We start from the raw sequence: 12,172 nt of genomic DNA on the forward strand, positions 1-12,172 counted from the left end.
GGCCCGCACCTCACGCCTCCACCCGCACCCCGATCTGCGCCGCGAACGCCGGCGCCAGCTCCATCAGTTGCACCGGGCTGATCACCGCACCCGCCAGCCGCTCCACCCCTCGCGCGATGTCCAGCTCCGCGACCGCCCGGAAGTCCACCGACTCCATCCGCGCCGCGCTGAAGTCCGCCCGTTTCAGCACGCAGTCCCGGAACTCCACCCGCGTCAGCCGCGCACCCCCGAAGTCCGGTTCCGCCAGCACACAGCCCTCGAAGACGACGTCCGTCAGCCGGGCCTCCCGCAGATTCAGGTAGTCGGCCTTCCCGCCCCGCACCACCACCCGTTCCAGCACCGCGCCGTGCAGCTGCGTCCCGCCCAGCCGCGCGTCCACCACCTCCACGTCCCGCAGCGACGCCTCCGCGAGATCGGTGCCCACGCCCCGTACGCCCGTCAGCACCGAGTCGATGAACCGCGCCCGCACCAGCTCCGCCCGGTCCAGGGCGCAGCCCTCCAGGGCGCAGTCCATGAACCGCGCGCCCCGCCCCGACGCGTCCGCCAGGTCCACGGACGCGCCGAACCGCACCCCGTCGTAATCCCCGTCCGGTTCGAGGCCGCCCTCCCCGAAATCCACCAGCGGCGGCAACCGCACCTCCGGCCGCCGCGCCGCCTTCACACCACCGCTCCGACCACCACTGCGCACCATGCCCCCCATCGTGACGCACGCCACTGACAACACCCCGTCCGCACTTGACCTCAACCGCGCTTGAGGCCGAAGGCTGGGGCCACCAGCGCCCACACCACCCGGGGGACCCCGCCCTGCACGCCGTACGCCTCCACGCCTTCGGCCCCGCCGAGAACCTCCGTTACGAGCGGACCGAGGACCCCGCCCCCGCACCCGCACCCGGCCAGGTCCGCATCGCCGTCCGCGCCGCCGGCGTACACCTCCTGGACCCCGCACTGCGCCAAGGGCTCCCCGGCCCCAACCCGGTCCCCACCCCGCTGCCCACCATCCCCGGGCGCGAGGTCGTCGGCACCGTCGACGCCCTCGGCGAGGGCACCGATCCCGCCCGGCTCGGCCGCGACGTCGTCGCCCACCTCGGCAACGTCCCCGGCGGCTACGCCGAACTCGCCGTCACCGACCGGCTCCACACGGCGGACCCGGTCACGCGACCGCCCCGCCTCGGGCCCCGCCTCACGCCCCGCCCAGCTCCGCCAGCGCCCCGTCGGTCAGCCGGTACACCGTCCACTCGTCCTGCGGACGCGCGCCCAGCGACTCGTAGAACGCGATCGACGGGGCGTTCCAGTTCAGCACCGACCACTCCAGGCGCTCGTAACCCCGCTCCACGCAGGTCCGCGCCAGCTCCCTCAGCAGCGCCTTCCCGTGCCCGCCGCCCCGCCGCTCCGGGCGTACGTACAGGTCCTCCAGGTAGATGCCGTGCACCCCGCGCCACGTCGAGAAGTTCAGGAACCAGATCGCGAAGCCGACGACCTCGCCGTCCTCGTCCGACTCCGCGATGTGCGCGAACGCGGCCGGGTGCTCGCCGAACAGCGCCTCCCGCAACTGCTCCTCCGTCGCACGCACCTCGTGCAACGCCTTCTCGTAATCGGCCAGCTCACGCACCATGGCGTGGATGACGGGGACATCAGCGGGGGTAGCGGTACGAATCATGCGTGCAGCGTAAACATCGCCCCGCCGGCCCTCACCCCCGGCCCATCGGTCGGACGGACCCCCGCACCACCCGCGCGATCTCCGCCTGCTCCGGCGCCAGCCGCCGCGCCCCGCCCTCCGCCGACCAGCACGCGTTCTGGAGCACCCGCCCCAGCGTCCACGCCGCCGCCCGCCCCCGGTCGAGCCCCAGCACCCCGGTCATCGCGTCGAACCGCTTCCCCACCGCGCCCGCGTCGAACCGGTCCACCAGCGCGGGCAGCAGTTCGAACCCGGGGTCCCCCACCAACGGCTTCGGGTCGATGGCCACCCACCCGCCGCCGTCCTCCCGCGCCAGCACGTTCCCGAAGTGCAGGTCCCAGTGGAGCAGCCGGTCCCCCGGCTCCCCCGCCACCTCACGCACCGCCGCCGCACAGTCCCGTACGAGCGCCCGCTCCTCCTCGTCCACCAGACCCGCCACGACATCCGGTGCGGCGGCCAGCATCCGCGCGGCGGCCTCCCCGAGCCCCCGCAGCCCGGCCCCGGATCCTGTCGCGCCCGCCACCTCCCCCGGCCGCACCGCCGTCAGCTCCGCCAGCAGCCCCGCGATCACCCGGACCGCCCGGTCCGCGTCCGGCTCGCCCGCCAGCGCGCGGTGTCCGTCCAGCCGCTCCAGGAGCATCGACCCGGTCTCCGGATCGTGCTCCAGCAGCCGCACCGCCCCGGCCCCCGCCGCACCCCACAGCCGCAGCGCGACCGGCTCCCCCGCCGTCTCCGCGTCCACCGGCTGCAACTTCAGCACCGCCCGCCGCCCGTCCGCCGCCCGCACCACCGGCAGGACCAGCGCGCACACCCCGTACATCGCCGCACCGTCCCGGCGCAGCCCCCACCGCTCCAGGAACTCCGCCGCCCGCCCCGGCAGCGCGGCCACGAACGCCCGGCCCGCCTCCCCGTTGTATGCGGACTGAGTAGCGATGAGCGCATCCGGAATGTCGATCACGCCCCCGATCGTAGGAGCGTGCGTCAATCGGGCATGCCCTCCGGCCGCCCAGCCCCGCCCGCCCGGCCCCCCACCGCCCCCGCCGGGCGGCTGCTCCGCGCCCTCGGCTCCTGGATCCGCAGCGCCCCCGGCACGTACCTCTGGCTGACCGTCCTCTTCGTCACGACAGTGATCGTCCACCAGATGTCACCGGCCTTCGAGGAGGAGTTCCTGCGCCAGCGCTCCACCAACATCCACGAACTCTCGCGCAACCCGGTCCGCGTCCTCATCACCAGCGCCTTCTGGATCGACAGCGGACAGTGGCTCCCCTACGCGGTCCTCTACACGGTCTTCCACGCCCCCGCCGAACGCCGCCTCGGCACCCTGCGCTGGCTCGCCGTCGCCGCCACCGCGCACGTCCTGGCCACCCTGGTCAGCGAGTCCGTCCTCGCCTGGGCCATCAGCCGGGGCCACGCCCCGGCCGCGGCCGCCAACACCCTCGACGTGGGCGTCAGCTACGCCCTCGCCGGCGTGGTCGCGGTCCTCACCTACTACGTCCCCCGCCCCTGGCGCCCGGCCTACCTCTTCGCGGTCCTGGTGATCTACACGGTCCCCCTGATCACCAGCCCGACCTTCACGGATGTCGGCCACCTGACAGCGGCACTGATCGGACTGGGGTGCTATCCGCTGACGCGACGCGGAACGGAGGCATGAAAAAAAACCAGGCCGGGGAAGACCGGCCTGGCGGTGGAGCCCCCTGTCGGATTCGAACCGACGACCTACGCATTACAAGTGCGTTGCTCTGGCCAGCTGAGCTAAGGAGGCGTGCCGGAGCAGTCTAACCAACCCGGCCCCCGGTGCCGTGCAGAAATTTCGCAGCCGGTGAACTACTGACAGATTCGAAACCTCCAGGTAGCGTCCTTGCAGGTTCACTCGTTTGGACCAGACCACTCCCTTACAACGGATCGTCCGGCACGTTCCTGCCGGTGGAGGAGAAGAATCAGCATGGCCAGTGTCACGTTCGACAAGGCGTCCCGCGTCTACCCCGGCTCCACGAAGCCCGCGGTCGACCAGCTCGAGATCGACATCGCGGACGGTGAGTTCCTCGTCCTCGTCGGTCCCTCCGGTTGCGGCAAGTCCACCTCGCTCCGCATGCTCGCGGGTCTTGAGGACGTCAACGGCGGTGCGATCCGCATCGGTGACCGCGACGTCACGCACCTGCCCCCGAAGGACCGGGACATCGCCATGGTGTTCCAGAACTACGCCCTGTACCCGCACATGACCGTCGCGGACAACATGGGCTTCGCGCTCAAGATCGCCGGTGTGAACAAGACCGACATCCGGGCGAAGGTCGAAGAGGCCGCCAAGATGCTGGACCTCACCGACTACCTGGACCGCAAGCCGAAGGCGCTCTCCGGTGGTCAGCGCCAGCGTGTCGCGATGGGTCGCGCGATCGTGCGTGAGCCGCAGGTCTTCCTCATGGACGAGCCGCTGTCGAACCTCGACGCCAAGCTCCGTGTCTCCACCCGTACGCAGATCGCCTCGCTCCAGCGCCGCCTGGGCATCACGACCGTGTACGTCACCCACGACCAGGTCGAGGCCCTCACCATGGGCGACCGCGTCGCGGTCCTCAAGGACGGTCTCCTCCAGCAGGTCGACTCGCCGCGCAACATGTACGACCGCCCGGCGAACCTCTTCGTCGCCGGCTTCATCGGCTCCCCCGCGATGAACCTCGTCGAGGTCCCGATCACCGACGGCGGCGTGAAGTTCGGCAACAGCGTCGTCCCGGTCTCCCGCGAGGCGCTGACCGCCGCCGCGAACCGCGGCGACACCACCGTCACGGTCGGCATCCGCCCCGAGCACTTCGACATCGTCGAGCACGGCGGCGCCGCCGCGAAGACCCTCACCAAGGACTCCTCGGACGCCCCGGCCGGCCTGGCCGTCTCGGTCAACGTGGTCGAGGAGCTCGGCGCCGACGGCTTCGTCTACGGTGCCGCCGAGGTCGGTGGCGAGCACAAGGACCTGGTCGTCCGCGTCGGCGGCCGCGCCGTCCCGGAGAAGGGCACCAAGCTGCACGTCGTGCCCCGCCCGGACGAGCTGCACGTCTTCGCCACGTCGACCGGTGAGCGCCTCACCGACTGACGTCGCACACGCTGTACGGTGGCCCCGCACGATCTTCGTGCGGGGCCACCGCGCGTCCCGGGCAGGGTTCGAAGCGGCGGACGCGTTTGAAACGGCGAAGGCGAATTCCCCGTCAGAACGGTCATTTCGCTTCCGTTCGTCAACACGCGATTCGAAAAGCACACTCGAACCGTCCCTCGCCAGAGTGACGTAATGTCGCCCTGCCGTCACCGGCCGCTACGCTCGCTGCGTGACCCACACCGTGCGCCGTATCGGCCGAACTCTCGCTTTCGTACTGCCCGTCGTCATGGTGCTGTCCGGGACCCTCGCGGTCACCGCCGTGCCGTGGGCAGCCAGCAACTCCGACTCGCAGCTCCTCGCCGCGTCGGCCCGCACCGTCTCCGACGCCAAGGGTGCCGAGGCCGCCGTCAAGCCGCGCGCCCCGCAGGACGTCCTGCGCGACCGGCTGCTCCAGGAGCTGCGCGCCAAGGACCCGGGTGTCGCGCTGACGGACCTCCAGCGCGCCGTCGAGGGACGCCCGTCACTCGCCAAGCACTGCATGTCCATCGCGAAGACCCTGGGCAAGGCCGCCGTCGACAAGTACGGCCCGACGCGCGCGCACCGCTTCTCGCGCCCCGTCTGCGACACCTCGTTCGCCTCCGGCGTCGCCCAGTTCAGCTGACCGACGCGACACTCCCCGCTGCCGGGCACGGCCTATCGTGCCTGGCATGCATACGTTTCCGACGCAGGCCGTGATCCTGGCGGGTGGCCAGGGGTCACGGCTGCGCCCGTATACCGATGACCGCCCCAAGCCGATGGTCGAGATCCCGGGCACCGGGACGCCGATCATCGGCCATCAGCTTTCCTGGCTGGCCGCCGAGGGCGTGACCGACGCCGTGGTGTCGTGCGGGCACCTGGCCGAGGTGCTCCAGGAGTGGCTGGCCGACGCGGTGCTGCCGCTGCGCGTGACGACGGTCGTGGAGTCCGAGCCGCTGGGGCGCGGCGGCGGCCTGAAGTACGCGGCGGCGCGGCTCCCCGAGCCGGACGAGCCGTGGTACGCGACCAACGGGGACATCTGGACGCGGTTCTCGCTGCGCGAGATGGCGGCGTTCCACGCGGAGCGCGACGCGACCGCGACCCTGGCCCTGGCCCGTCCCCGGATTCCGTGGGGCGCGGTCGAGACGGACGCGTTCGGCCACATCACGGACTTCATCGAGGCCCCTCCCTCGCCGTATCTGATCAATGCGGGGGTGTACGTGTTCTCCCCCGCGTTCACGGGAATGCTGCCGGACCGCGGCGACCACGAGCGGACGACGTTCCCCCGGCTGGCCCGCGAACGCCGGCTGGCCGGTTATCCGTTGCCGCACGGGGCGTACTGGCGGGCGATCGACACCGCGAAGGACCTGACGGAGGCCGCCAAGGAGCTGGACGCGCGGTAGGACGTACGGAAACGGGGCGGGCCCGGAGGATTCCCTCCGGGCCCGCCCCGTTCCTGTACGGGCGCCCGCCGTCAGCCGAGGAGGCCGCCGATCGGGTTGCGGCCGCTGCCGCCGGCACCGCTGCCGCCGTCGCCGCCGCCGCCCGAGGAGGCGCCCGGGTCGGGGGCGGAGCCGCCGGTGGTGGAGCCGCCACCGGTGCCGGTGGTCCCGGAGGAGCTGGGGCCGGAGCTGGTGGCGGGGGGCTGCTGGGGGGTGGTCTGCTGCGGGGGCTGCTGGCCGGTGCCCTGGGTCTGGCTGGGCTGGCCGGTGCTCGCGCCCGCCGCCTGGCCCGTCTCCCGGACGCTGTCCGACGAGGGGGTCGAGGCGTCGGCGGACGGGGTGTGCGGTGCGGTGCTGTGCGACGGCGTGGGCTGCCGGCCGGCCGGGCTCTTGGACGCCTTGCCCTTGCGGGACTTGTCGGGGAGGGGCGAGCCGGGCAGCTGGTTGGTGGGGACGCCGTGCGGGCCCGGGACGGTGACGACCTCCGTGGAGCGGACGGCGCCGCCGAGGACGGAGCCGATCAGCAGGGTGAGGCCGACGACGACGCTGGCGACGACCGCGCCCCGGCGCAGGACGCGGCGGCGCAGGTCCCAGATCTCGGAGCGCGGGCCGAGCTTGCGCCAGGCTTCCCCGGCGAGCCGCCCGTCGATGGAGTAGACGGGGGCGCCCGCGATGATAAGCGGGCTCCAGGCGGCGAGGTAGATGATGTCCGGCGCGTCGTAGGCGGCGACGGTGCGCCAGCTCACGGTGACCAGGAGGGCGGCGGACAGCAGGGCGCCGACGGTCGCGGCGACGCGCTGCCAGAGCCCGAGGACGGTGAGGACGCCGACGACGACCTGGAGGAAGGCGATCGAGAGCCCGGCACCGACCGGGTGCGACAGGGCGAACTCGCGCAGCGGCTCGGCCAGCGCCCACGGGTGCAGCGAGTTGAGCCACTTGACCATCGAGCCGCGCTCGCCGCCGTCGAAGTAGACGGGGTCGCAGAGCTTGCCCATGCCGGCGTAGATGGAGATGAAGCCGAGGAAGACCCGCATCGGCAGGAGCACGACGCCGAGGTTCATCCGGCGGCCCGGGTAGTACGCGTGGCGCACGTCGTCGGGCGCGCCCTGACGACGGCCGCGGTCCTCCTCGTCGGTGAGGTCGACGGCGGGCTCGTCGTCGTACGGGCCCCGCTCGTCGTAGCCGTCCGGGTCGTACGGGCCGGGGCCGACCGGGTCGTAGGCGCCGACCGCGCGCCGCATGGGAGGCAGCAGGGGACCGCCGGAGCGGGGTGCGCCGATGACGGGGTTGGGCTGGGTCTCTTCGAGCTGGGACTCGTCGAGGCGCGGGATGACCTGGGTGCCGGCGCCGCCGCGTCCCTGGTCGAACTCGTAGGAGGCGTACGGATCGTAGGGGTCGTACGCGGTGTCGGGGCGGCCGGCGGTGGAGTTGCGTACGGCCTGGAGGAGTCCGGTGGCGCCGGGGTCGCCGGGGGCGGACTTGCCGCTCCAGACGACGGGGGCGCGCCGGCCGCGTCCGGCTCCGGGGGCGCTCATGGCGGGGATCCTGGGCGCGCCGGCGGGGGTCACACCGCGCAGCCGTGCGCGCTGGCCGGGGGCGAGCTGCACCCGGAAGCTGGCGTGGTTGACGATGACCTGCGCAGGGTCGCAGTCCACCTTGGTCATGCTCAGGGCGGGTAGTTCGTCGAACCGAGGCGTTCTGGTGTCCACACTCATCTAACCGAGTGATGTGTGATTAGGACACTGCCTTGACCGTGTCGAAGGTGTCCGAGACCCGTCAACAGGTGGTGGGGGGTCGCGCGGGGGCGCGTGCACGTGCGTACGCGCCCCCACGCGGCCCGATAAGGGCCCCTGGGATCAGGCGCGGCGGCGCGCGACCTCGTACATGACGATGCCGGCGGCGACACCGGCGTTGAGCGACTCGGCGCCGCCCGGCATGTTGATGCGGACGCGGTAGTCGCAGGTCTCGCCGACGAGGCGGCCGAGGCCCTTGCCCTCGCTGCCGATGACGATGACGACGGGCCCGCCGAGCGCTTCGAGGTCCTCGACGGTGTGCTCGCCGTCGGCGGCGAGGCCGACGACCGCGACGCCCTCCTTCTTGAAGGCTTCGAGGGCCCGGGTCAGGTTGGTGACCTTGGAGACCGGGGTACGGGCGGCGGTGCCTGCCGAGGACTTCCAGGCCCCCGCGGTCATCCCGGCCGCGCGGCGCTCGGGGACGACGACGCCGTGACCGCCGAAGGCGGAGACGGAGCGGACGATCGCCCCGAGGTTGCGCGGGTCGGTGACGCCGTCGAGGGCGACGATCAGCGGGTCCTCGCCGTTGTCGTACGCGGCTTCGAGGAGGTCCTGCGGGTCGGCGTACTCGTAGGGCGGGACCTGGAGGACGAGGCCCTGGTGGTTGAGCCCGCCCGTCATGCGGTCGAGCTCGGGGCGCGGCGCCTCCATGAGGTTGATGTTGCCGCGCTCACCGGCGAGCTGGAGGGCGTCGCGGACGCGCTCGTCGTTGTCGATGTACTGCTGGACGTAGAGCGTGGTGGCGGGGACGCCGTCGCGCAGGGCCTCGAACACCGGGTTGCGGCCGACGACCATCTCCGAGGTGCCCTTCACGCCGCCGCGCCGGGGGGCCGGGCGGCGGTTGGCGGCCTGCTTGGCCTTGGCGGTCGCGATGCGGTTCTTCTTGTGCTTCTTGCGCTGCTCGGCGGGCGGGGTGGGGCCCTTGCCTTCGAGGCCCCGGCGTCGCTGGCCACCGCTGCCGACCGTGGCGCCCTTCTTGTTGGACGTGCGGCGGTTCCTGCGCTGGCTGTTCCCGGCCATGACCTACCTGTTTCGTTGCTTCGGTCGTGCGTACGTATAAGTGCAGTGTGCCGCCCGGCGGACCGGGCGGCATGTGGTGGCTACTGGCGCGGGCCGAGTGTCCACCGGGGACCCGACGGGCTGTCCTCGATGACGAGTCCGGACTGGTTGAGCTGGTCGCGGATGGCGTCGGCGGCGGCCCAGTCCTTGCGGGCGCGCGCGGACTGCCGCTGGTCGAGGACGAGGCGGACGAGCGTGTCCACGACGCCGTGGAGGTCGTCGCCGCGGTCGCTCTCACCGGCCCAGTGGTCGTCGAGCGGGTCCAGGCCGAGGACGCCGAGCATGGCGCGCACCTCGGCGAGGCGCGCGACGGCGGCCTCCTTGTCGTCGGCGGCGAGGGCCGAGTTGCCCTGACGGACCGTGGTGTGGACGATCGCGAGCGCCTGGGGCACACCGAGGTCGTCGTCCATGGCCTCGGCGAAGGCGGGCGGCACCTCGGCGGCGGGCGCGACGGTCTCGCCGGCCTTCTCGGTGACGCGCTGGATGAAGCCCTCGATCCGGGCGAACGCGGACTCGGCCTCGCGCAGGGCCTCCTCGCTGTACTCGATCATGGACCGGTAGTGCGGGGTGCCCAGGTAGTACCGCAGGACGATGGGGCGCCAGGTCTTGACCATCTCGCTGACGAGCACGGAGTTGCCCAGCGACTTCGACATCTTCTCGCCGGACATGGTGACCCAGCCGTTGTGCACCCAGTAGCCCGCGAAGTCGTCGCCGAACGCCTTGGCCTGGGCGATCTCGTTCTCGTGGTGCGGGAAGATCAGATCGATGCCGCCGCCGTGGATGTCGAAGGCGGTCCCGAGGTACTTGTGCGCCATGGCGGAGCACTCCAGGTGCCAGCCGGGACGGCCGCGGCCCCAGGGCGTCTCCCAGCTGGGCTCGCCGGGCTTCGTCGCCTTCCACATGGCGAAGTCGCGCTGGTCGCGCTTGCCGGTCTCGCCCTCGCCGGACGGCTGGCGCAGATCGTCCAGCTCCTGGTTGGACAGCTCCAGATAGCCGGGGAACGAGCGCACGTCGAAGTAGACGTTGCCGTCGGCGGCGTACGCGTGGCCCCGCTCGATGAGGCCCCGCATCATCTCGATCATCTCCGGGACGTGCCCGGTCGCGCGCGGCTCGTAGGTGGGCGGCAGGCAGCCGAGCGCGTCGTAGCCCGCGTTGAACGCCCGCTCGTTCTCGTAACCGATGGACCACCAGGGGCGGCCCTGTTCGGCGGACTTGGCGATGATCTTGTCGTCGATGTCCGTGACGTTCCGGACGAACGTCACGTCGTAGCCGCGGTGGGCGAACCACCGGCGCATGATGTCGAAGTTCAGTCCGGACCTGATGTGCCCGATGTGCGGGGCGGCCTGGACGGTAGCGCCACAGAGGTAGATCGAGACACAGCCCGCTGTGAGCGGGACGAAGTCACGGATCTGCCGGGCGCTGGTGTCGTACAGGCGAATAGTCACCCCTCAAGGGTAGTGGGCCCGCACCAGTGCCCCGCGCCCCTGTGGATATTGCGGGCGCAGTTGTTACGAGGGCCGGTGCGGGCGCTCCCCGCGCGGGTCAGCCGGTGCGGTAGACGAGGGCGGTCGCGAGGCCCGCGATGCCCTCGCCGCGCCCGGTGAAACCGAGCCCGTCGGAGGTGGCGGCGGACAGCGAGACGGGCGCGCCGACGGCGTCGGACAGCACCCGCTGCGCCTCCTCGCGCCGCTTGCCGATCTTCGGTCGTACGCCGACGACCTGGACGGCCACGTTGCCGATCTCGAACCCGGCGGCGCGGACGATGCGGGCGGCCTCGGTGAGCAGCGTGACCCCGGCGGCGCCGGACCACTCCGGCCGCCCCGTGCCGAAGTGCTGTCCGAGGTCGCCGAGGCCGGCGGCCGAGAAGAGCGCGTTGCAGGCGGCGTGGGCGACGACGTCCGCGTCGGAGTGGCCGGCCAGGCCGGGGCCCTCGCCGTCCCAGCGCAGCCCGGCGCACCACAGCTCGCGGCCCTCTTCGAAGGCGTGGATGTCGGTGCCGATGCCGACGAGCGGGATCACCGGCGCGGGGGCCCGGCCGGGCCCGGGGGTCTCAGAAGCCATCGTTGGCCCTCCTGCGTGCGAGAACCGCCTCGGCCAGGACCAGGTCCAGGGGGCGGGTGACCTTGAACGCCTCTTCGTGCCCGGGGACGACGACGACCGGCGCGCCGAGCTGTTCGACCATGCCGGCGTCGTCGGTCGCGCCCTCGCCGCTGACGGCGACCTGCTCATGGGCGCGGAGCAGGGTGGCGCGGTCGAAGCCCTGCGGGGTCTGTACGGCCCTGAGCCGGGCGCGGACCGGAGTGGAGAGCACCGGCTCGGGCGCGCCGGGGGCCCCGGGCTCGACCTCCTTGACGGTGTCGGCGAGCGGCAGGGCGGGAACGACGGCGGGGGCGCCGTCGCGTACGGCCTCGACGACCGCGTCGACGGTGTCCACCGGGACGAGGGGCCGCGCCGCGTCGTGCACCAGGACGGCGGAGATGTTGTCGGGGAGCGCGTCCAGGCCGCGGCGCACGGACTCCTGGCGGGTGTCGGCGCCGGGCACGACGAGGAAGTCGGTGCGCTCCGGCAGGGCGTACTCGTCCAGCAGGCTGCGGACCCCGGCGACGCCCTCGGGCGGGGCGACGACGACAACCAGGGACACGTGCCGGGAGGCTGCCATGGCGCGGACGGCATGGACGAGCATGGGCGTCCCGCCGAGCGCGCGGAGCGCCTTGGGGGCGCCGGGGCCGAGCCGTACGCCGCGGCCGGCCGCGGGGATCACGGCGGCCGTGCGGTAAGGACGCGGTTCTTCAGACATCGGTTGCACTCCGAGGCTTCGGCATGTTTGTGTCCACGGCCGACGTGGGTATGGCCACAAGCGAGCCGGGGCGCTGCGCCATGACTCGACCGGGACCCTTTCCGTGACCCCGGGCGAGCCGGGACACGCCGCGGCCGTTCGGGGTCGGTCTCGCACGCCGGTTCAGCAAGATCGCGAGCAACGTACCAAGGACGTGTGCACCAGGGACGCGTACCGGGGGATCATCGGCACGTGGCCGGAATTCGCCGTTGGATTGCGGTCCGGACATGCCGCAGCGCCCGACGACACAGCGTTGATACAGCTGGTCAGCGG

Annotated in this window: 12 protein-coding genes, 1 tRNA gene and 1 pseudogene; 5 read left to right on the forward strand and 9 right to left on the reverse strand. The window is 72.6% G+C overall.

Annotated elements, in window-relative coordinates; translation table 11 throughout:
- Positions 1 to 10: 10 nt before the first annotated feature.
- On the reverse strand, positions 11 to 700 hold the full coding sequence (locus tag ACFZAT_RS30525) for a pentapeptide repeat-containing protein (RefSeq protein ID WP_391268839.1): 690 nt from the start codon (positions 698 to 700) through the stop codon (positions 11 to 13).
- 104 nt (positions 701 to 804) lie between these two features.
- Here ACFZAT_RS30525 and ACFZAT_RS30530 point away from each other — a divergent pair.
- A pseudogene (locus tag ACFZAT_RS30530) lies at positions 805 to 1,137 on the forward strand (alcohol dehydrogenase catalytic domain-containing protein); the annotation flags it as partial.
- 43 nt (positions 1,138 to 1,180) lie between these two features.
- On the opposite strand, the gene ACFZAT_RS30535 reads toward ACFZAT_RS30530, so the two are convergent.
- Both ACFZAT_RS30535 and ACFZAT_RS30540 read right to left on the reverse strand, forming a co-directional pair.
- The gene (locus tag ACFZAT_RS30535; protein WP_391268738.1) at positions 1,181 to 1,657 is read right to left on the reverse strand and encodes a GNAT family N-acetyltransferase; all 477 of its coding nucleotides are present in this window, start codon (positions 1,655 to 1,657) and stop codon (positions 1,181 to 1,183) included.
- A 31-nt stretch (positions 1,658 to 1,688) separates the two neighbouring features.
- A complete protein-coding gene (locus ACFZAT_RS30540; protein WP_391268739.1) occupies positions 1,689 to 2,633 on the reverse strand; it encodes an aminoglycoside phosphotransferase family protein in 945 nt (314 codons plus the stop codon).
- Positions 2,634 to 2,666: 33 nt separating this feature from the next.
- Here ACFZAT_RS30540 and ACFZAT_RS30545 point away from each other — a divergent pair, with 33 nt between their 5' ends.
- Positions 2,667 to 3,326, forward strand: coding sequence for a rhomboid-like protein (locus ACFZAT_RS30545; protein WP_391268841.1), 660 nt, complete (start codon positions 2,667 to 2,669; stop codon positions 3,324 to 3,326).
- A 34-nt stretch (positions 3,327 to 3,360) separates the two neighbouring features.
- Here ACFZAT_RS30545 and ACFZAT_RS30550 read toward each other — a convergent pair.
- Positions 3,361 to 3,437: transfer RNA gene (locus tag ACFZAT_RS30550), tRNA-Thr, on the reverse strand.
- A gap of 180 nt (positions 3,438 to 3,617) precedes the next feature.
- Here ACFZAT_RS30550 and ACFZAT_RS30555 point away from each other — a divergent pair.
- The 3 genes from ACFZAT_RS30555 to ACFZAT_RS30565 all read left to right on the forward strand — a co-directional run bounded on the left by ACFZAT_RS30555 (position 3,618) and on the right by ACFZAT_RS30565 (position 6,172).
- Complete coding sequence (locus ACFZAT_RS30555) at positions 3,618 to 4,754, forward strand: ABC transporter ATP-binding protein (RefSeq protein WP_018101603.1); 1,137 nt, start codon at positions 3,618 to 3,620, stop codon at positions 4,752 to 4,754.
- Positions 4,755 to 4,983: 229 nt separating this feature from the next.
- Positions 4,984 to 5,415 carry a hypothetical protein gene (locus ACFZAT_RS30560; RefSeq protein WP_391268740.1) on the forward strand — a complete coding sequence of 144 codons (432 nt, stop codon included), beginning with the start codon at positions 4,984 to 4,986 and terminating at the stop codon, positions 5,413 to 5,415.
- A gap of 46 nt (positions 5,416 to 5,461) precedes the next feature.
- Positions 5,462 to 6,172 carry a sugar phosphate nucleotidyltransferase gene (locus ACFZAT_RS30565; RefSeq protein WP_391268741.1) on the forward strand — a complete coding sequence of 237 codons (711 nt, stop codon included), beginning with the start codon at positions 5,462 to 5,464 and terminating at the stop codon, positions 6,170 to 6,172.
- Between the two features lie 71 nt (positions 6,173 to 6,243).
- Here the strand turns inward: ACFZAT_RS30565 and ACFZAT_RS30570 are convergent, their stop codons facing one another.
- The 5 genes from ACFZAT_RS30570 to ispD all read right to left on the reverse strand — a co-directional run bounded on the left by ACFZAT_RS30570 (position 6,244) and on the right by ispD (position 11,860).
- Entirely contained in the window at positions 6,244 to 7,875 is a 1,632-nt protein-coding gene (locus ACFZAT_RS30570) for a DoxX family membrane protein (protein ID WP_391268742.1), read from the reverse strand.
- Positions 7,876 to 8,067: 192 nt separating this feature from the next.
- Positions 8,068 to 9,024 carry a 23S rRNA (guanosine(2251)-2'-O)-methyltransferase RlmB gene (gene rlmB, locus ACFZAT_RS30575; RefSeq protein ID WP_391268743.1) on the reverse strand — a complete coding sequence of 319 codons (957 nt, stop codon included), beginning with the start codon at positions 9,022 to 9,024 and terminating at the stop codon, positions 8,068 to 8,070.
- A gap of 80 nt (positions 9,025 to 9,104) precedes the next feature.
- On the reverse strand, positions 9,105 to 10,508 hold the full coding sequence (gene cysS / locus ACFZAT_RS30580; RefSeq protein ID WP_391268744.1) for a cysteine--tRNA ligase: 1,404 nt from the start codon (positions 10,506 to 10,508) through the stop codon (positions 9,105 to 9,107).
- A 97-nt stretch (positions 10,509 to 10,605) separates the two neighbouring features.
- A complete protein-coding gene (gene ispF, locus ACFZAT_RS30585; protein ID WP_365679239.1) occupies positions 10,606 to 11,124 on the reverse strand; it encodes a 2-C-methyl-D-erythritol 2,4-cyclodiphosphate synthase in 519 nt (172 codons plus the stop codon).
- A complete protein-coding gene (ispD, locus tag ACFZAT_RS30590; protein ID WP_391268745.1) occupies positions 11,114 to 11,860 on the reverse strand; it encodes a 2-C-methyl-D-erythritol 4-phosphate cytidylyltransferase in 747 nt (248 codons plus the stop codon). Before ispD ends, ispF begins: the two co-directional genes overlap by 11 nt.
- Positions 11,861 to 12,172 lie beyond the last annotated feature (312 nt).

This window comes from Streptomyces sp. NPDC008163 (assembly GCF_042956885.1).
Classification (GTDB): Bacteria; Actinomycetota; Actinomycetes; order Streptomycetales; family Streptomycetaceae; genus Streptomyces; species Streptomyces drozdowiczii_A.

What these genes read in the sequence shown, in the direction of transcription:
- ACFZAT_RS30525 (WP_391268839.1), bottom strand. Translation starts at nt 700, where the DNA reads ATGGGGGGCATGGTGCGCAGTGGTGGTCGGAGCGGTGGTGTGAAGGCG.
- ACFZAT_RS30535 (WP_391268738.1), bottom strand. Translation starts at nt 1,657, where the DNA reads ATGATTCGTACCGCTACCCCCGCTGATGTCCCCGTCATCCACGCCATG.
- ACFZAT_RS30545 (WP_391268841.1), top strand. Translation starts at nt 2,667, where the DNA reads ATGCCCTCCGGCCGCCCAGCCCCGCCCGCCCGGCCCCCCACCGCCCCC.
- ACFZAT_RS30555 (WP_018101603.1), top strand. Translation starts at nt 3,618, where the DNA reads ATGGCCAGTGTCACGTTCGACAAGGCGTCCCGCGTCTACCCCGGCTCC.
- ACFZAT_RS30565 (WP_391268741.1), top strand. Translation starts at nt 5,462, where the DNA reads ATGCATACGTTTCCGACGCAGGCCGTGATCCTGGCGGGTGGCCAGGGG.
- ACFZAT_RS30570 (WP_391268742.1), bottom strand. Translation starts at nt 7,875, where the DNA reads ATGACCAAGGTGGACTGCGACCCTGCGCAGGTCATCGTCAACCACGCC.
- rlmB (WP_391268743.1), bottom strand. Translation starts at nt 9,024, where the DNA reads ATGGCCGGGAACAGCCAGCGCAGGAACCGCCGCACGTCCAACAAGAAG.
- ispF (WP_365679239.1), bottom strand. Translation starts at nt 11,124, where the DNA reads ATGGCTTCTGAGACCCCCGGGCCCGGCCGGGCCCCCGCGCCGGTGATC.
- ispD (WP_391268745.1), bottom strand. Translation starts at nt 11,860, where the DNA reads ATGTCTGAAGAACCGCGTCCTTACCGCACGGCCGCCGTGATCCCCGCG.